This window comes from Methylomagnum ishizawai, assembly GCF_019670005.1.
In the GTDB taxonomy this organism is placed as follows: Bacteria; Pseudomonadota; Gammaproteobacteria; order Methylococcales; family Methylococcaceae; genus Methylomagnum; species Methylomagnum ishizawai.
Genome location: NZ_AP019783.1, coordinates 3020945 through 3040194 on the forward strand (window position 1 = coordinate 3020945; position 19250 = coordinate 3040194).

At 61.7% G+C, this 19250-nt stretch carries 13 protein-coding genes; 5 read left to right on the forward strand and 8 right to left on the reverse strand.

Annotated elements, in window-relative coordinates; genetic code table 11:
• Together K5658_RS13760 and K5658_RS13765 are read right to left on the reverse strand one after the other, a co-directional pair.
• Positions 1-1581 carry a peptide chain release factor 3 gene (locus K5658_RS13760; RefSeq protein ID WP_221063699.1) on the reverse strand — a complete coding sequence of 527 codons (1581 nt, stop codon included), beginning with the start codon at positions 1579-1581 and terminating at the stop codon, positions 1-3.
• A 533-nt stretch (positions 1582-2114) separates the two neighbouring features.
• Positions 2115-2606 (reverse strand): helix-turn-helix domain-containing protein, encoded by a 492-nt coding sequence (locus tag K5658_RS13765; protein WP_221063700.1) that lies wholly within the window; start codon positions 2604-2606, stop codon positions 2115-2117.
• 215 nt (positions 2607-2821) lie between these two features.
• Here K5658_RS13765 and K5658_RS13770 point away from each other — a divergent pair, with 215 nt between their 5' ends.
• Positions 2822-3460, forward strand: coding sequence for a hypothetical protein (locus tag K5658_RS13770; protein ID WP_221063701.1), 639 nt, complete (start codon positions 2822-2824; stop codon positions 3458-3460).
• Between the two features lie 122 nt (positions 3461-3582).
• On the opposite strand, the gene K5658_RS13775 is transcribed toward K5658_RS13770, so the two are convergent.
• Complete coding sequence (locus K5658_RS13775; protein WP_221063702.1) at positions 3583-5676, reverse strand: carbon starvation CstA family protein; 2094 nt, start codon at positions 5674-5676, stop codon at positions 3583-3585.
• 141 nt (positions 5677-5817) lie between these two features.
• Positions 5818-6933, reverse strand: a complete 1116-nt coding sequence (locus tag K5658_RS13780; protein ID WP_221063703.1) for a tyrosinase family protein — start codon at positions 6931-6933, stop codon at positions 5818-5820.
• A gap of 675 nt (positions 6934-7608) precedes the next feature.
• Here K5658_RS13780 and K5658_RS13785 point away from each other — a divergent pair.
• The 4 genes from K5658_RS13785 (at position 7609) to K5658_RS13800 (ending at position 11582) form a co-directional block, all read left to right on the forward strand.
• On the forward strand, positions 7609-8694 hold the full coding sequence (locus K5658_RS13785; RefSeq protein WP_221063704.1) for a right-handed parallel beta-helix repeat-containing protein: 1086 nt from the start codon (positions 7609-7611) through the stop codon (positions 8692-8694).
• Between the two features lie 150 nt (positions 8695-8844).
• The gene (locus K5658_RS13790) at positions 8845-10032 is read left to right on the forward strand and encodes a pyridoxal phosphate-dependent aminotransferase (RefSeq protein WP_221063705.1); all 1188 of its coding nucleotides are present in this window, start codon (positions 8845-8847) and stop codon (positions 10030-10032) included.
• A gap of 54 nt (positions 10033-10086) precedes the next feature.
• The gene (locus K5658_RS13795) at positions 10087-10680 is read left to right on the forward strand and encodes a Uma2 family endonuclease (protein ID WP_221063706.1); all 594 of its coding nucleotides are present in this window, start codon (positions 10087-10089) and stop codon (positions 10678-10680) included.
• The gene (locus K5658_RS13800; RefSeq protein WP_221063707.1) at positions 10677-11582 is read left to right on the forward strand and encodes a DUF2167 domain-containing protein; all 906 of its coding nucleotides are present in this window, start codon (positions 10677-10679) and stop codon (positions 11580-11582) included. Before K5658_RS13795 ends, K5658_RS13800 begins: the two co-directional genes overlap by 4 nt.
• Before the next feature lie 20 nt (positions 11583-11602).
• Here K5658_RS13800 and K5658_RS13805 read toward each other — a convergent pair whose 3' ends face one another.
• The 4 genes from K5658_RS13805 to K5658_RS13820 all read right to left on the reverse strand — a co-directional run bounded on the left by K5658_RS13805 (position 11603) and on the right by K5658_RS13820 (position 19130).
• A complete protein-coding gene (locus K5658_RS13805) occupies positions 11603-11935 on the reverse strand; it encodes a DMT family transporter (RefSeq protein ID WP_085213545.1) in 333 nt (110 codons plus the stop codon).
• Between the two features lie 55 nt (positions 11936-11990).
• Positions 11991-15389: a tetratricopeptide repeat protein gene (locus K5658_RS13810; protein WP_221063708.1), complete on the reverse strand. Its 3399-nt coding sequence runs from the start codon at positions 15387-15389 to the stop codon at positions 11991-11993.
• 49 nt (positions 15390-15438) lie between these two features.
• Complete coding sequence (locus K5658_RS13815) at positions 15439-16755, reverse strand: dicarboxylate/amino acid:cation symporter (protein WP_246628446.1); 1317 nt, start codon at positions 16753-16755, stop codon at positions 15439-15441.
• A gap of 77 nt (positions 16756-16832) precedes the next feature.
• The gene (locus K5658_RS13820) at positions 16833-19130 is read right to left on the reverse strand and encodes a cytochrome C (protein WP_221063709.1); all 2298 of its coding nucleotides are present in this window, start codon (positions 19128-19130) and stop codon (positions 16833-16835) included.
• Positions 19131-19250 lie beyond the last annotated feature (120 nt).

The window sequence follows — 19250 nt, forward strand, 5'->3', positions numbered from 1 at the left end:
TTATAACTCCCGCGTCGCGCTGAACCTGATTTCCGGCCAACGCTCCTGGGTCAAGGCCAGATTCACCCGGCTGGTGGCGAGATAGACCAGATAGCCGCTGCCGTCCTCTGCCAGGTTGTCGAACAACTTGCGCTTGAATTCCTCCAGCTTCTTGGGATCGTCGCAAGTCACCCACCGCGCCGTGGTCACGGACACATTGTCGTAGACGCATTCCACGTTGTACTCGGCTTTCAGGCGGAACGCGGTCACGTCGAACTGCAACACCCCCACCGCGCCCAGGATCAAATCATTGTTCTTCAAAGGCTTGAACAACTGGGTCGCGCCCTCCTCCGTCAATTGCTGCAAACCCTTTTGCAGCGCCTTGGCCCTGAGCGGGTCCTTCAGCACCACCCGGCGGAACAATTCCGGCGCGAAATACGGCACGCCCTCGTATTTCAAGGTCTCGCCCTGGGTGAAGGTATCGCCGACCTGGATGGTGCCGTGGTTGTGCAGGCCGATGATATCGCCCGCGTAGGCGTCCTCGACATTGACGCGGCTATCGGCCTGGAAGGTGATGGCGTTGGCGATCTGCACCGCCTTACCGATGCGGACATGGTGCATCTTCATGCCCTTGGTGTATTTGCCCGAGCAGATGCGCAGGAAGGCGATGCGGTCGCGGTGGGCCGGGTCCATGTTCGCCTGGATTTTGAAGACGAAGCCGCTAAATTTTTCCTCTTCGGCCTCGACGTTACGTTCCCGCGCCCGCCGCGACTGCGGCCCCGGCGCGAAATCGGCGAAGGCGTCCAACAGGTCCAGCACCCCGAAATTATTGATGGCCGAGCCGAAGAACACCGGCGTCTGCTTGCCCGCCAGATAGGCGGCATGGTCGAAGGTGTGGCTCGCGCCCTGCACCAGTTCGATTTCGGTGCGGAGTTCGTCGGCCTGGTCGCCCAGCACCTCGTCGAGGCGGGGATTGGCCAAGCCCTGGATTTTCTCGCCCTCGACGATGCGGTCGCCATGCGAGGGGCTGAACAAATGCACGGCGTCCTCGGCCAGGTTGTAGACGCCCTTGAAGCGCTTGCCCATGCCGATGGGCCAGGTGATCGGGGCGCACTGGATTTTCAGGACGGCCTCGACCTCGTCCAAAAGCTCGATGGGCTCGCGGCCCTCGCGGTCCAGCTTGTTGATGAAGGTGAGGATGGGCGTGTCGCGCAAGCGGCAGACCTCCATCAGCTTGATGGTGCGGTCTTCTACGCCCTTGGCGCTGTCGATCACCATCAGGGCCGAGTCCACGGCGGTCAGGGTGCGGTAGGTGTCCTCCGAGAAATCCTCGTGGCCGGGCGTGTCGAGCAGGTTGAAGATGCGCTCCTTATGCTCGAACTGCATCACCGACGTGGTGACGGAGATACCGCGCTGCTTTTCCATCTCCATCCAGTCGGAGGTGGCGTGGCGGGCGGCTTTGCGGCCCTTGACCGAACCTGCGAGCTGGATCGCGCCGCCGAACAGCAGCAGCTTTTCGGTAAGGGTGGTCTTGCCGGCGTCGGGGTGGGAAATGATGGCGAAGGTGCGCCGCCGTTGGAGTTCCTGGAGGGTTTCGGACATGGGGCTTGGGCGTGGGAAAAAGGCGGCATTATAGCCGGATCGGCGCGGGGGCCGGGCGGTCCGCGCGGCTGGAATCGCGCCGATCCACGGACGGCGAACGCCGCCGCCCCGGCATCAACGCCTTCCATCCAAGCCCCAAGGACACCACGGCGGCAGAATCGTCGGAATTCCTTACAGTCCAGCCCCCCGCCATTCAAGCGCCCCACAAATCAATGGTTCTATCCCTTTGAATTTGAAGGTGGAAAAACCGGCGTCAAATTTTACGACGCCGGGGACATCCCTATCGCGCCGGGCGGAGCCGCCCCGGAACCCGGCATCCCCACCATAAACCCCTTGAACTGTAAGGACTTAACCGTCGTGGCCCTGAGCGTGCGGACCGTTTGCCATAGCGCAACGGCGGCGGCCCATCGACCACGGCCATCCGGGCAGCGATGCTGGAAAATCTTACAAACATCCCCATCCGGCGGGAATAACGGCGTCCGGTTCCAGCCCCGCCCGTGTCGCGACAAAAGTCGTGCGTCCCCGGCCCCGTCCTACAGCCCCGCCATGGTGGTAGCGCCCAGTCCGCCGCCTGCCCCCGTCTCGATACGCATTTGGCGCAAGAGTCTTTGGCATTGACGCACGCTGAACACGACATCGTAACGGGCCTTGAGATGCTCCCTCAGCAGCCTGCCGTTCCAGCGGCCCATGCCGGTCCCATAGCCCAGCCGTCCGGGCGGTTGCAGCAACTCGCCCGCCAAATCAAGCATTTGCCCCTCGCTGAGTCCGGTAGGCCGCCCGCTCCGCTTGACCTCGCGCAAACCCTCCAAGCCGGATTCCCGAAAATGCCGGACCCAACGGGCCACGGTGCTGGAATCGTCGCAGAAACATCCGCCCACCCGTTTGGCCTCAAACCCGAACATCACCAGCAAGACGCAATGCAGCCGATGCAGATAACGCGCATCCGGCTTCCCCTTCAGTTCCTCCGCGAGGGTGGTCCTCAGCAGCCCGACCGCCGCAGCGTTTTCCCGTGCATTATCAAACATAAAGCCCCCTATTTCCGCGATGAGCGGGGAAGGTTTCCGATAGCTCCAGGAACAACCCGCCGGTGGCAAGACTTTTTGCGCCCCCGGCCCCCGCACATTATGGCATCAACATTGCCTTTAAGCCCTTCGATTAGGGAAGGATAAAACTTCGCTTGTAATCCCCTAATTATTTTCAAACATCCAGCGGTTTTTAACCATAACCTTAGGTAATCGACATGAACGCCCAATTGATTGCGGGACTGTGCATGGTGGCTGGTTTAATGGCGAGCGGGGAAGTTTCGGCGATTTCGGTGTGGAGTACACAAAGAACCTTGAGCGATTGGCAGGCCAATCCGGTCGTCGATGGCGACGGGGATACGCGCTGGACTTGGAATAATAGTTCCTCGACCGTGCTTCCAGGCAATACGGTGGTTACTTTCAAGGAAACCGAGATCGGTGGCCTCGAATATTACGGCGTCGGTTTCGCTTTCGATCCCGCCGCCTACGGCCCGGCGGCGGGAACCACCGACACGCTGATTTATCAATGGGAGCGGTTGGACGGGCAGGCATGGAACAACGCCATGCTGGACACGATCATCACCGGTACCAATACTACAGCCACCGCGGATATATACGCCGATTTGGCCGGTCCTTCGCTCCTGCACTTGATCAGCACCAGCGGATCCGATACCGGCTATATCCCCTTTACCCCGCCCTTGGAAAGCTTCTATTGGAAAAATACCATATTCCATTCGGAAACAGGCATATTCGATGACTTGCATAATGGGGTTGTGATACCCGAACCCTTCACCTTCTCCCTGTTCGGTATCGGCTTGGCCGCATTGGTTTTGCAACACCGCTACGGCAAGTTTTAGATCGTCGCGGAACCGGCTTGCCTGGACGAAGTAGGGGCGGATGAATCCGCCCCTACAGATACCCCGCGCGACCAGGATAACAATCCCGCACGCCGCTTGCTGGCAGCCCGGTTCCGGCCCCGTCAATCCCTGACCCAATCCTCCACCAGCCGGCTCGGAATATGCGCCGACTCGCTGGACGGCGGATGCGGCTTTTTCGCCACGATGGCCCAACATACCCGCAACGTATCGCCCGCCAAGGTCCACGACACCAGCAGGAACAGCCCGGTCAGCGCGGCGTCGAGATAATCGTTGAAAATCAATTGCGGTGCCTTGGCGACTTGGTCGGCGGGCAGGGTTCCCGCCGCCAGTTTGTCGGCCATGTCCCGCGCATGGGCCAGGAAGCCGATGCGCAGCTGCGGGCTGAACAGCTTCTCCAGCGCCGCCGTGGTGGTCACGGTCAGCAGCCACAGGAGCGGTACCGCCGTCACCCAGGCATAGCGCAGCTTGCCGCTTTTCACGATGATGGTGGTGGCGACACAGAGCGCGATCCCGGCCAACATCTGGTTGGCGATGCCGAACAAGGGCCATAGGCTATTGATGCCGCCCAAGGGATCGATCACGCCGATATAGAGGAGATAACCCCAACCCGCGACCACCAGGGCCGAGGTCAGGATCACCCCCGGATACCAGGAAGTCCGGCCCAGCGCCGGAATCCAGTTGCCCAGGATATCCTGCAACATGAAGCGGGCCACCCGCGTCCCGGCGTCCAGCGTGGTCAGGATGAACAGTGCCTCGAACATGATGGCGAAGTGGTACCACAGCGATAAAAGGCTCTGGCCGAAGGCGCTGGCGAACAGCGAAGCCATGCCCACCGCCAGCGAGGGCGCGCCGCCGGTACGGGCGAACAGCGTGGTCTCGCCCATCTCGCGGGCCAGGAATTGCATCTGCTCCACCGTCACCGGAAAACCCCAGCCGGAAATCTTCGCCACCGCGTCCACGGCCTCCTTCCCCACCACGCCCGCCGGGCTGTTGATGGCGAAATAAACGCCGGGGTCCAGCACGGTCGCCGCCACCATCGCCATGATCGCCACGAAAGATTCCATCATCATCGCGCCATAGCCGATGAAGCGGGCGTCGGCCTCGTTCGCCAGGAGCTTGGGGGTGGTGCCGGAGGAAATCAGCGAATGGAAACCGGAAATCGCCCCGCAGGCGATGGTGATGAACACGAACGGGAACAGCGTGCCGCCGAAGATGGGGCCGGTGCCATCGACGAAGCGGGTCATGGCGGGCATCTTCACCTCGGGATGCAGGCACAGGATCGCCACGGCTAGGGCGGCGATGGTGCCGAGCTTCATGAAGGTGGAGAGATAATCGCGCGGGGCCAGTAGCAACCATACCGGCAACACCGCCGCCGCGAAGCCATAGGCGATGACCATGAAGGCCAAGGGTTGGCCGTCATAATCGAAGGCTTCCCGCAGCCCCGGCATCCCATCGACCACCCCGCCGCCCCAGACCGACAGCAACAGCAGCGACACCCCCAACACCGTGGCCTCGATCACCCGTCCCGGCCTGAGCTTCGACATATACACACCGATGATCATGGCGATGGGGATGGTCGCGCCCACGGTGGAAGTGGCCCAAGGGCTATGTTTCATGGCGTTCACCACCACGAGGCCCAGCACCGCGATCAGGATGATCATGATGCACATCACCCCGAGCAAGGCCGCGCCGCCGCCGATGGGGCCGAGCTCGTCGCGGGCCATCTGTCCCAGCGAGCGCCCATCGCGGCGGATCGAACAGAACAGGATCACGAAATCCTGCACGCAGCCGCCCAAAACCGCGCCGACCAGAATCCACAGGGTGCCGGGCAGGTAGCCGAATTGCGCGGCCAGGGTCGGCCCGATCAAGGGGCCGGGCCCGGCGATGGCGGCGAAATGATGGCCGAACACCACCCAGCGGTTGGTGGGCACGAAGTCGCGGCCATCGTCGAAGCGTTCGGCGGGGGTGGCGCGGGAACCGTCCAGCACCAGCACCTGGGTCGCCACGAAGGCGCTGTAGAAGCGGTAGCCCAGCGCGTACACGCACACCGCCGCCGTCACGAACCAAATGCTGTTGACGCTTTCCCCCCGGTTCAGGGCGATGCCGCCCACCGCCGCCGCCCCGAGCAAGGCCACCGCCAGCCACAGGGCGGTGAATCGCCAGTGGGTCTCAGAGTGTTGTTTGTCCTGGGTCATGCCTATCGATCCCGTGTGTCCGCAAATGGCACAGGATAAGGGCAATGGGCGGTATGGGGAAATGGTGGCGGGCGGCAACCGGCGGGGATGGTCATCGGGACGGGCCGGAGCGTCGTCCCTGGGCCATTCCAAACCAAAGGGTTATAAATCGTCGTAGGTATAGCCGAGTTGGGAAATATCCAGCATCGATGCGTTGGTGATCCCGTACCGTTTGATGTCGCGGAAGCGCTTGTACTCGGTGAACGGATACATTTCGTCGTCGAGGTTCCAACCCTGGTGCCAACCGGAGCTGGGTTCGTACAGGTTGCCGTACCTCTTTTCCCAAACCGCCCACAGCCGGTCCACGTTGCAGTGGTGCAACCAGAACACCGGATCGTTGGGCGAACTGTCCAAGGCGGTCATGGAACCGACGAAGGTGGTGCTGGACGATTGGTAGGCCATCGAGTAGTAGGTGCCCGTCCACTCGCCGCCGAGCCAGGCATGCACGGCGCTATGCAGGATCGGCCCGCCTCCCTTGGCGGGCACGCCGCCGAGGTAACAACGGAAGCTTTGCTGGATGTCGGCGGTCATGTCGTAAGGGGGCGCATCGTAGCGGGAAACCTTCATCAAGGCATCCACCTCTGCCGCCGTGGGCAGCTCCACCGTTTTGGGGCCGCGGGTCAGGAAGGTGAACGGCGACTGGGCCATGGTATCCCCGCCGATGGGCTGCGGCAGGATATTGACCGGGAATTCCCCCTTGCGGAACGGCCCCTTGGTCAAGGCGTAGTTGTCGCTGGAATCGCCCAGGTATGGCCCCATGAAACTATTGGCGAAAACGACATCGAGGCTGTCGCTATCGGTCCAATCCCAATAAGGCAGGGCCAGATCGTCGCCGACCTGGGCGCGGAGCGCGTCCTCGAACAGCATCAGCAACTTCCGGTGCCAGGGCAAGAAGGAAGGGCAGTCGTGGGCGGTGGAATAACCGGGGCCGAGCCGGTCGCGCAGCACCACCAGTTGGTGGAACCTCACGAGTTGATCGTAATAGCTGAGAGAAGCATCGTAGGGCGAGCGCGTTTGTTTGAGTGCCAACATGGCCTGAACCAAGCGGTCCTTTTCCCATTTGGCGAGGTTTTTCACGTTCTTCCGCACCGATGGTGGCCTGGAACGGGCAGCGCCCGTGCCCTTATCACCCGCCGACAGCGCCCAGGGTATGGCGGCACCGGCCACCGCCAACAAGCCCCCCGCCATGAATTGCCGTCTCGATGTTTCTGTTCCCATGGTCGCAACCTCTCTTTGATGATGATTTTGGTCAATGCCAGAACGGTCCCAATACCGCGCACCGGCAACATCAAAGCTTACAACCGTATCCATTACCGCCAACCCTGAACCCATTCAAATTCATATTCTCTTCACTTTCTACCCGCATTGCGGGCAAGGTCCGGGCACCGCGTCCTCCAGGGCGCTCAAGGCAGCGTGGACTGGTTGACCAACACCGACACCGTGTTGCTATGGCCATTGGCCGTGACCACCTCCGGCTTGCCGTCGAAGTCCCAGGGAAGTCCAGGGCTTGCCCTGGCATGGGCCCACGGCTCCGGAAAACCATGCCGCCTTTCTCTTTCAGATTAAATAACATGGCGAGACAAAAACCATCTCTTGACTCAACCGAAGGTAATTGTTTTTCCCTATCTTTGCCCCAAAAAAGCCTAAGCCATAGGCCATGATACAATTCAATATTGCCGAGCCGGTCATATTAATTTCCAAGATAAATGCTCAGTTGAAAATATCCCTAACAAGCGTATAAGTCACCCTGGCCATTCAGCGTCAAACCATCACAAGCCGAGGAAGGAAAATCGCGGACCGCACGATATCGCGGAGCGTTATTTTGCGTAAGAATCCACAGGAATACGGCCTTCAGCTTGTGTATCCCTGATGATATTACAAGAGGACAAGGACATGGAAACCAGACATGGAAGCGCCATTATCCAAGCGCTGGCAATCTACACGGCCAGCATGGCTTTCGCGCCATCCGCGCAGGCGGCCACCAATACCCCCTTGGACTGCCCCGGAGTCATCGCCACCCCAGGCGGCTATCGGCTTACCCAGAACACGGCTTGCAGTTTTTTGTGGATGCGCGACGCAAACAAGATCTTCGATCTCAACCGTTTTGCCTTCACAGGGGATATCACCATCCACATGTCCGATCAAACCACGATAAGCAATGGGACGCTCCGCACCAACCATACCGTATGGGGCTGCTCCAATGGCGGTAAACTGAGGAATGTTAGGGTTGTTAGCGCCGGCACCCCCTCCAGCTGGGGCACCATCGACAACGCTTCCCTCGTGGAGAACAGCGTTTTTGAAAACATCCCGGCAACCGCGCTAGGCTTCGGTACCTGGGGCGGGGCCTGCCGCGGATATAGTGGCGGAACGGTGCGGAACTCGGCATTTACCGGCAATAACATTGCGGTTATAAGCTGGAGGCCCGACGTGCTGATCGAGAAAAATTTATTCAGGAGAAACAGTATAGGGGTCGGCCTCCATTCAGGGCTTGAGGAAGATGCCACGAATAACATGATTCGCCTTAATCAATTCCTAAATAACCGGGCGGGGATACATATGGAGAATTTCGATAATGGTTACCGCCCTCTAACACTGCAGGGGAATCAGATCCTCAAGAACCAGTTCTATCACAATGCCACCTCCGGCATCGTTATTGAACTCAATTGCGGAACCCCCTCCGGCAACGCCCCCGCCCCCTGCCCCGGACAAGGCACTTTGATAGCAGGCAATCAATTGATCTCCAACGGGTTCGGATCGCCTCCGGAATTCCCCAACGACGATGGCGTTACGGCCAGGGCCAATATCCAGGGGATGAACCACCCGGATGGCCTCGTCGGAATCACCTTATCGGGCAATAGCGCCGACCGGAACGCCGATCTTGGACTCGATGTGCCGGGAGCCACCGATGGCGGAGGCAACCGCGCCCGCTTCAACGGCAATCCGGCCCAGTGCGACGGCGTGGTCTGTTCCAAGCGATAAGCGCTCGGCCCAGGGCGCCTTGCGGAATCCGGGAAGCGCATCACCCCGCGCCGCCCGGATTCCGGGATGCCGCCTCCGGGCGATTCCTTCCCGGCCCGTCTGCCGGAACCGCGCCGTCCCCCGCTACAATAGCGCTTTTCCCCAGCGTCCATGCCTCCCCAGCCACTACTCCGCGCCAGCCGCCGCATGGCGCAAGTCCAAGCCCCCATCATCCCGGTCGTCGCCGATTGGCTCCGAAGCACCCCCGGCACCATCTCGCTGGGCCAGGGCGTGGCCTCATGGCCTCCGCCCCCAGCCGCGCTCGCCGCCGCCCGCGCTTTCGGCGACCGGCCCGAACAGCACAAATACGGCCCGGTCCAGGGCATCCCGGAACTCCGGGAGCGTATCGAGCGCAAGCTGGTCGCGGAAAACGGCCTCGCCAACCTGGAGGGCCGGACCGTGGTGGTCACGGCGGGCGCGAACATGGGCTTCCTCAACGCGCTGTTCGCCATCGCCGATCCAGGGGACGAGGTCATCCTGCCCTTGCCGTACTATTTCAACCAGGAAATGGCGCTCAGGATGCTGGATTGCGTGCCGGTGCCGGTACCGACCGACGCCAACCATCAACTCGACCTCGCCGCCCTCCGCGCCGCCATCACACCGAAAACCCGCGCCATCGTCACCATTTCGCCCAACAACCCCAGCGGCGCGGTCTACCCGGAAGCCGATCTGCGGGCGGTGAACGCGCTGTGCCGGGAACACGGCCTCTACCATATCTCGGACGAAACCTACGAATACTTCGTCCACGACGAGGCCCGGCATTTTCCCCCGGCCAGCAGCGCGGGCGCGGAATCCCACACCATCGCGCTGTATTCGCTGTCCAAAGCCTACGGCTTCGCCAGTTGGCGCATCGGCTACATGCTGATCCCGGAACAGCTCCACGACGCCGTGCTGAAAGCCCAGGACACCAACCTCATCTGCGCCCCGCTGATTTCCCAGCACGCCGCCGTGGCCGCGCTGGACGTGGGCGCGGCCTATTGCCGGGCACAGCTCCGCAGCCTCCAACAGGTGCGCGACATCGTGTTGGACGAATTGCGGACCGTGGCCGATTGCTGCCACGTCCCGCCCGCGCAAGGCGCTTTCTATTGCCTGCTCAAGGCAAATACCGCGCTGGACGCCATGACCCTGGCCGAGCGCTTGATCCGGGAACACCAAGTCGCGGCGATTCCGGGCAACGCCTTCGGCTTGGAAACGGGCTGTTATCTCCGCATCGCCTACGGAGCCTTGGAACCGGACACGGCGGCTGAGGGAATCCGGCGGCTGACGGCGGGATTGCGTAGAATCCTCACCTCCCCGTAGCGGGAGCTGTCGCGACACTAGAATCCCCGGTGCTGAACCCCAGGAGGCCCACCCATGTCGTCCCCACCTCAATTCCATTGCTACACCCACGAAGATTATTTCGCCTTGGAACAGCGCGAAGACTGGCGCTACGAATATTGCGCCGGGGAAATCTTCGCCATGGCGGGCGGAACCGAAAGCCATGCCCTGGTCGGTGCCAATATCGTCATCGCCTTGGGCAACACCCTGCGCGGCAAGCCCTGCCGGGTCTACAACTCGGACGCGAAGCTTTATATCCGCCGCCACGACCATTTTTGCTATCCCGATGCCCAGGTGCTATGCGAAAAGGGCATCCGCCATAAACTCTATGTGGAAAACCCGGTCCTGGTGGTGGAAGTGCTGTCGCCCTCGACCGAATCCTACGACCGGGGCGGCAAGTTCGAGCATTACCGGAGCATCGAAACCCTCGGCTATTACCTGCTGATCGACCCGGACCGCCCGCATGTGGAACTGTATGAACGGCTGTCGGCGGAAGCTTGGCGCTTGACCGAATACCGGGAAGGCCGCATCCCGCTCGCAGGGCTGGAAGCCACGCTGGACCTCGCCGATATCTACGCCCAGGTCGATTTCCCCACGCCAGAATCACCCAACCCTAAGGAATCCGCATGAATAGCTTCCGCCGCCCGGCCCCGTGGTTATTGCTCCTGGCCGCGTTGGCCGCGGCCCCGGCCCAAGCCGCCCCCGAACTCCCGGAAACCACCCGCTCCCAGCTGGAAACCGCGTTCCAGGCGGTGGACGCGGCCACCATCAAAGGACCGACCGATGTCGCCATCGCCGGACAGGCGGTTTTGCAACTGCCTTCGGGCTATCACTTCGTGCCCGCCGAACCCGCCCGCCAATTGTTGGCGGCCATGGGCAATCCCGGCGCGGACCATGTGCAGGGCATGATCTTCCCGGCCCGCGAACAGGAGGCCCCCTGGTTCATCGTGGTGAGCTTCAATCCGGCGGGCTATATCAAGGACGACGAGGCCAAGGATTGGAAGGCCGACGCCCTCTTGGAGGAAATCCGTAAGGGCACGGCCACCGCCAACGAGGAACGGCGGACGCGGGGCTTGCCGGAACTCACCGTGGCCGGCTGGGTGGAAGCCCCCCAGTACGACCCCGAAACCCACCGGCTGGTGTGGTCGCTATCGAGCCGGCTTTCCGGCAACGACCAACCCAGCGGCGTCAATTACAACACCTTGATGCTGGGACGCGAGGGCTATATCAGCCTCAACCTGGTGACCGACCTCGCCAGCATCGAGCGGCTCAAGCCCGTCGCCCGCAATATGCTGGCCTCGCTGGAGTTCGACGCGGGCAAGCGCTACGCCGATTTCCAGCCGGACACCGATAAGGTCGCGGAATACGGACTCGCCGCCCTGGTGGCCGGGGTGGCGGCCAAGAAGTTGGGGTTATTGGCCTTGGCGGGGGTGTTCTTCGCCAAGTTCGCCAAGGTCATCCTGGCCGGGGCGGTGGTGGCGATGGGCGGATTCGCCAAGGTGTTCGGGCGGAAGAAGAAACCGGAGGCCTAGGCCCGCCGGGCGCGGCCACGTCAGGCATGGGAAACCGTCTTGGAGAAATTGAGGACGACGACGCCCGCCACGATCAATAGCAAACCGATCATGGCGGGAATATCGAGCGCCTGCCCCAGGCAAGCCCATCCGATCAATACCACCAGCGCGGTTCCCACACCGGACCAAACGGCGTAAGCCACACCCACTGGAAGGGTTTTAAGCGTGAGCGACAGGAAGAAAAAGGCCAACACGTATCCAAAGGCCACGATCAACGAAGGCCACAAACGGGTGAAGCCCTCGGTGGCCTTGAGCGCCGAGGTGGCGACCACTTCGCTGACGATGGCCACCGCCAGGAAAATCCATTGCTGCATGGGTACCACCACTCCTAATGTTTAAAAATCCGCTCGCTTGATTTCGGCCCAATTTTCAGGGAAGGAGCCGGGTTCCGTCCAATCCCAGGATTTCACCCGCCTCGTATTCGGCATAGGCGACGGCGTAACCCAATAGGCTGAGCCCATCGCGCTGCTCGGGCGTGGGATTATTGCCATCGATCCCTTTCAACAACGCACCCATCGCCTCGCGGGAACGCGCTTCTTCCCCGGCAACCTTGAGCCAAAACCCACAAGCACCGAGGGTTGCGGAAGCCGGCCCCCCCGCTTTCGACGTGAGGGACAAACCTTCGGCCAATAGCCTGGCGCTTTCTTCCCGCAGGTCCAGCTTCTTCGCGGTATAGCCCAACTCGCACAAGGCATTAGCGCTTTCCTTGGCTCCAAGGCGGTGCGCTTCCTCGACCAGTTGCCGGAACGCCCCCGACCGTTCCGCCGCCATGAGTGGGACGAAACCCGAGCGCAGCAAGCGGGCATACCGATGGATCGCCAGGCGCCTTGCCTGGCCGCCCATGCCGGTATCGAGCGATGCCGCCATCGTTTGGATTTCTTGCGCCAAACTGGGACGCAAGGCTTCCAGCGCCGCCTTGTCTTCCCATTGATTGGCGATTTCGGCGGCTGCGAGCCGGAACCCCAGCCGCAGCCGGGCGGGTTGTATCGTATCCAGGGCATCCAGTCCGCCGATGGCCCGTCCGGCCCTGAATCGGCTAACCGCCACCTCGCCCAGGATGCGGGCACGACCGTCGGCCAACATAGATCGGCGAGCGAAGTGATCCGGGTAGGTTTCTTTCAGGGCCGCGGCGACCGCACGGGCTTCCTCGTCAGCCCCAACCTGCGCCAACACTTCGGCGATGGCCGGGTATACATCGCGGCCATAATGGTTAGTCGTGGCAGCATCGCTCATGCCTATCGCGGCAATATTTTCCAACGCCTCCCGTACCAAAGCCCGTGCTTCCCCAGTCTGGCCCAACCGCAAATACACCCGTGCGACCTGGGTCAATCCCGACGCCCGTGATTCGGCACCCCCTATCCCACTAGGCTCCAGCGCCAACCGCCTGGCTTGGGCAAGTTCCGCACCCGCCTCGGCTTTCCGGCCCAACAGGCTCAATACTTCGGCACGTATCTGCGGAAAAAGGTTTTCATAAAGGCGATACTGGTTATAGATGTAATACTGCCGTGGATATTGCGTGGGCTCCCGTGGCCCTAACTCGTCCAACCTCGCCAAAGCCCCCGCCGTATCACCTTTTCGCATCCGTTCAAAAGCGACTTGGAGAGCAAAAGTCGGATCATCATAGGGTTCCGGCTTATCCAATCCATCCATGATTCCGGCTTCTAATCTGTTCGCCCGCACCAAGGCAAGCATTCGACCGGCATAATCGGAAATCACATCCGAGGCGCAACACGGAATCGCCGCCGCAATTTTTCTGGCCCGCTCGAAGGTTTTCCGGCCCTTCCGAGGATCGCCGCACAGGGTTTCCCCTCTCGCCAGATTCGCTAGATGGGTGGCCTTGTCGATTCCAGACGACGAAGAAAAGGCGCCTACCTGGGCAACCAGCTTGGTTCCCGCCTCTTTCCTGCCCGCTTGGCAAAGGGCGGCGGCGGTATCTATCCATAAGCCATATCTCCACTTATAGATATGTTGCGTGATCCGTGTGGCGCGTTCAGCCTCGCCCATTTCGGCGAAGACCAGGGAAAGCCGACTCGCCGAATCCGAGTCGAGGGGATGGCCGTCGATCTCTTGGAATAATTCGCGGGCCGCCATCACATCGCCCCGCTTGAACCGGCCTTTCATCAAGCCGATCAGGGCTTGCAAATACAAGCGGGCGTCGGCTTCGGCGATAGAGGGGAGTTTGGAAGGAGTTGGAAAACTGGGGTTCGATGGGTTATTCAAGGCGCTGGTGGTTTCCGCCGGAAAGAACTCATCTGCCAGTTTGAGCGCTGCATCAGGCTGGCCCTGCCGCGCCAGCGCCACGCCCAGCGCCGCCATGATATCGAGCGCCTTCGGTGCGCCTTCGGCAACGGCTTTGATGTAAACCTGGCGGGTCCGCTCCATGTCCGCCTGCTTTGCCCACACTGACCCCACGGCCATTAAACCCGCGATCCGGTCCCAGTCCCGTGCATGGCCAGTCCCCTCAGTGGTCGCATGGCTGTATGCGACACCTAAAGACCGCTCGGCTTCCTGGTCCAAACCCAGCGCGAACTCCGCTTCCGCTTTAAGCGCCGCACGTTCCGCGAACAAAGGATTAGGAAGCCGGAAACCCTCGGTTTTGGCCAGGGCACCCTCCATGGCCTGCCGTGCCCAACGCGGATGCCCCCCGGACAAGGCGCTACGGGCAAACCCTTGAATATCGGTCAGCCAGTGGGGGCCCTCGAATCGCAGGCCATCCGCAGCGTGTTCAAACAGGCAATCGGCATTTGGATGGGCGATGCAGGCGGCGAAGCGGCCTTCGGTGGAAGCGGCCCGCTCCGCTGCGCTGATGGCGGCGATGGGCTTGAGCTTGAAACGCGGGTCTTCCAACCCAAGGCGCATGGCCTCGTCGATCCAAGGACAGGCCAATATCTCGGGATGGAAAGGCTGGGGCGACCTCAGCCCCGGCAAGCCTTGTTGATGGCGCTGGTAAACCTCCGCGAAGGACAGGTAATCCAAGTCTTCGTTGACGATACGCACCTGCCGTCCATTAACGAATAGCAAACCTTGATCACCCGGCGTCGTCCATTGCACGAAGTTCGAAGCTGGATCGAGCGGAGTCCATGGCAAATGAAAAATCCCAGCTCCCCAGAAGGCTTTGTGGATTGCCCGGCCTTCCTCGATGGCATAGACCTCCCTGAACAATTGGGAACCATTAGGGGAACCAGGAAAAGAAAAACGAGTGTTGTCGAGATAGAAAATCCTATGGCCTCCACGCTTTTTCAATTCATAATCGCTGCCGCTATAGTCCACCACATACTTCAACTTCCCTTGCTTATCGAGATATTGATGGAACCCGACCGGGAATCCATTACAGAAATATTCCGTTGCCTGGGGAAGCCCATTAGGCCAAAACGAGCGCAGTATCCCGTGCTTCCGATATAACCCGGATATCTTTCTATCGTTGAATGCGAGATATTCAGCGTGGATATGTCCATTTTCCCGGTAGTGTGAAACCACCTTGAGTGTGTCGCCGGTTTGCACGCCTTCATATTTGAATTTCCGGGATTGGCAAGTAATCCGGTTCGACGGACCATGGTAAGGCCAATAATTCGGATAATCGACAAATTTCTGATGAACTGGCAAGGTTTCATACTGCTCGATAGGGTTTGGAATAGGGGTGTCTTCGCATTTTAGCGGTTGGGTGTCGGTAGTCGATGGCCCCGATAGCTTCGTCGATAGCGCTATCGTGCAATATCCCATTGAGCAAACGGTGAAAATCAAAACCAAACAAGCTTTAGGAACCCGCATCTCCAGCCCCCGATTACACCAAAAACCACCCTCACAAAAGCGGCATATTTCAGCGCAACGCCTTCTCCCACCGGCTCACCACCGCCGCCGCCACGCTATTCCCCAGCACATTGGTGGCGCTGCGCCCCATGTCCAACAACTGGTCGATCCCGAGCAGGAGCAACACCCCCGCCTCGGGAATATGGAACATCGACAGCGTGGCCGAAATCACGATCAAGGACGCCCTCGGCACCCCCGCCACGCCCTTGCTGGTGAACAACAACACCAGCAACATCAACAACTGGTCGGCCAGCGGCATCTCGATCCCATAAGCCCCGGCGATGAACAAGACCGCGAAGGTCATGTACATCATGCTGCCGTCCAGGTTGAAGGAATAACCCAGGGGCAGCACGAAGCCGCACACCCGCTCCTCGCAGCCGAAGCGCTCCAGCTGCCGCAGCAGCATGGGATAGGCCGCCTCGCTGCTGGCGGTGCCGAAGGCCAACAGCATCGGCTCGCGGATATGCCGCACCAAGGACAGCACCCGCCGCCCCAGGCATAGATATCCCGCCAAACCCAGCACGCCCCACAGCAGGAACAAGCCGAGATAGAACTCGCCGATCAACAAACCATAGGTCGCCAACACCCTCAAACCCTGCTTGGCGATGACCGCGACCATGGCGGCGAACACCGCCACCGGCGCGAAGCGCATCACATAGCCGGTCATCTTCAGCATGATATGGCCCAAGGCGTCCAGGGTCTTGACCATGGGCAGGGCCAGTTCCTCCAACTGGGCGGCGGCCACCCCGAAGAACACCGAGAACACCACGATTTGCAGGATTTCGTTCTGGGCCATGGCCTCGGCGATGCTCTTGGGGAAGATATGGGCGACGAAATTGCCGAAGCTCGGCGCGGTCTTGGCCAAGCCGGTGTCGGTGCCGGCGGGCGGCGGCTCCAAATGCAGGGCCGCGCCCGGATCGAACAGGTTCACCAACATCATCCCCAGCACCAGGCTGAGCAAGGAGGCCGAGAAGAACCACAGGATGGCCTTGCCGCCGATGCGCCCGACCGCCTTGCCATCGCCCATCTTCGCCATGCCCACCACCAGGGTGGCGAACACCAGGGGCGCGATGATCATCTTGATGAGCCGCATGAAAATATCGGTGACGACCCCGCAACCGCCGACGAGGGCGGCAAGGGCGGGGCTGTCCGCGCCCAGGCCCAGGTTGAGGATTTCGCCCGCCACCACCCCCAGCAGCAGGGCCGCGAGGACGTGGAGGGTTTGGCGGTTGGGGGGATGGGTATGCGTGTTCGGGTGGATATCCATGCGGGGTTCCGGGTCGGGTTCGGTGGAAAAGCCGCCCGGATCGTATGCGTTCGGGGACAACAGGGCAAGGCAACACGGGACAGTGGCATAAAAAAAGCCCCGCCCATCGAAGACGGGCGGGGCCAACACAGCGAAACTCAGTGGCCGGGCATCTCGTGGCAGGTATTGCAGGCCACGGCCTGGCCCTTGGCGATCTTGACCGTGCGGTCTTCCACTTTCAGGGTGCGGTCGGCCTGGGCCTTGGACAAGGCCGTGCCCTTGAGGTCGGTGCCATGGCAGGCCCGGCACTCGTTGAGATGATGCTCGGCATAATCCTCGTGCCCGCCCTGGACGAAGCGGCTCGCGCCCACCGGGTGCATCCCATGCGGCCCGTCCAGGGTGATGCCGAGGTCGTTCTTATGGCAGGTCGAGCATTCGACGATGGGTCCGGTATGGCCTTGCAATTGGGCCGAGGGCACGTCGTCGTTGTCGTTGAGCGCGGTGTTCGACCACTCGGCATGGGTGCTGCCATGGCAACCCTGGCAATAGACGCCGCCATGGCCGGTGCTGAAGCGGTACAACATCGGCTTCGCGCCCAGGGCGGTCGCGACCACCGGCTCGGCGAAGCGCTTATTGCCGTTGACGCCGACCACGCCCAGGGCATCGTTGCCCGGCACGATGGGTTTGGCGCTGGCGTCCCCGACCCGGTAGGCCTGGGCCAGATTGATGCCGTCGGCGGATTTCACCGTATTCGCGGCCTTGGCGAGGTTGCTGAGGGCGTCGCCGGTATGGCAGGAACCGCAAGCGGGTTCGTCGGCCCAGGGCACGCGGAGGCTCCCATCCAGCGTGAACGCGCCCGGATGGCTGCGCGACACTCCTTTCGAGAAATCCTCGCCGATCTGCGCCATGCCGCCGTGGCAATCCTGGCAGACCACGTTGTTCTCGGCCATGACCCCGCGCAGGCATTTGGTGTTATTGCCCGGATGGCAGGTATAGCAGGTTTGTTGCAGCAACGCCTGGGTTTGCTGGGGAGTGCGCTGGCCCGGCGCGGGCATGTCGGGGATGAGCTTGGCCCCGTGGCCGTCGGTCAGGGCACCGTGGAAACCGTGCATCACCCGCGACATGGATTCATGCAGTGTTTGTTGGCGTCCGTTGGCGCTGGTGCCCGGCCCCATCGGGCCGACCTGGGCGAGGTCCAGGGCGGGGGTGTAATGACAGGTCTGGCAGGCGACCGGGGTCTTTTTGATCAAGCAATTGCCCGGATGCGCGGCATCGCAGGGCGCGGCTTTGCCGGTGGCCGAATTGACGTATTGCGCGCCTTCGCGCTGGTCGTGCAGGCCGACGATATTCTTGTCGGCGGCGTATTCCACACTGACGGCCAGGGGCACCTTGCCGAACTTGGGATCGTCGGCGGCGCTGAACACCTGGGCCAAGCCGACGGTGGCGACGCCATTGCCGCCCAGGCCGCCATTGGCCGCCGCGCCGTCGGTATGGCAACTGCGGCAATTGGCCTCGCCCGACACCGGGGCGACGGTATCCAGGCTCGCCAGCAGGTTGGCCGCGTCGGTGGGCAAAGCGCCCTTGGCCACGGCCTGCACCCGCAGCAGCGGATAGGCATTGAGCCGCCCGCCATCGTCCCAGTTGGTGATGGGAATGCCTTCCGCCGAGAACCAACCCGGCTGGGCGACATAACCGAACGGGAAATCCTTGAACACCGGATAGCTCTGGTTATAGCGGCCAAACTTCCGCGGCGCGTTGGCCGTCATCGGTCCGCTTTGGCCCGGCATCGCCGACTGGTCCGCCGTCAATTGGCCATCGCCCAGATAGAGCCGCTCGACATCCGGCGTGGGCAGGCCGTAATCCGGCGTCAGGTTGAACAGGCCCAGGATGCCCGCCGGATAGAACGGGTTATAGGCTTTGTAGGCATTGGTGGCGGTCACGGCGCAAGTGGCCGCGCCCGACTGGCAGGCCCAGAAATTACCCTTGAACACCGCCGTGGTCCCGGCCGGGGGATTCTCGTAACCCGGCGGCGGGATGTAAGCGCCGCCCGCCAGCAAGGGTTCCTGGGGATTCGCCACCGCCGAGTAATACAGGTCGATGGCGGTCGCGTCGAGCAACCGGGGCGGATTGGCGCTGGAGGTGCCGATGCGCACGACCTGCGAATGCACCGAGTTGTAGGGCGGCAGGATGGCCGCGATCCGGTAATCGAGATCGGAGCAATGCATCCCCAGGTCGTTGGTCGCCAACACCCGGTAGCCCTTGCTGCCATCGATGCGTTGGGCGGCCTGGGGCACGGCGTTGAGCTTCTTGGGCTTGTTCTGGCTGGTCGAATTGATGGAGGTGGCCGCCGTCGCCGCCGCCGTGGCGAACTGCGCGAACCACGGGCCACAGAGCAAAAATCCCAGCGCGGCCAGGGCCGGGCCGCGCCGTTGGCGTAATAATCCTAGGCTATTCATGGGCTTATACCGCGTGAATCATGTGGTTATAAATACGGACGTAGAGGGCGGTCGACGAAGGCCCGCGCCGGTCCTGCCGGACATCGGGCAGACGCGGCACCCACCTCCCCCGCATCTCCT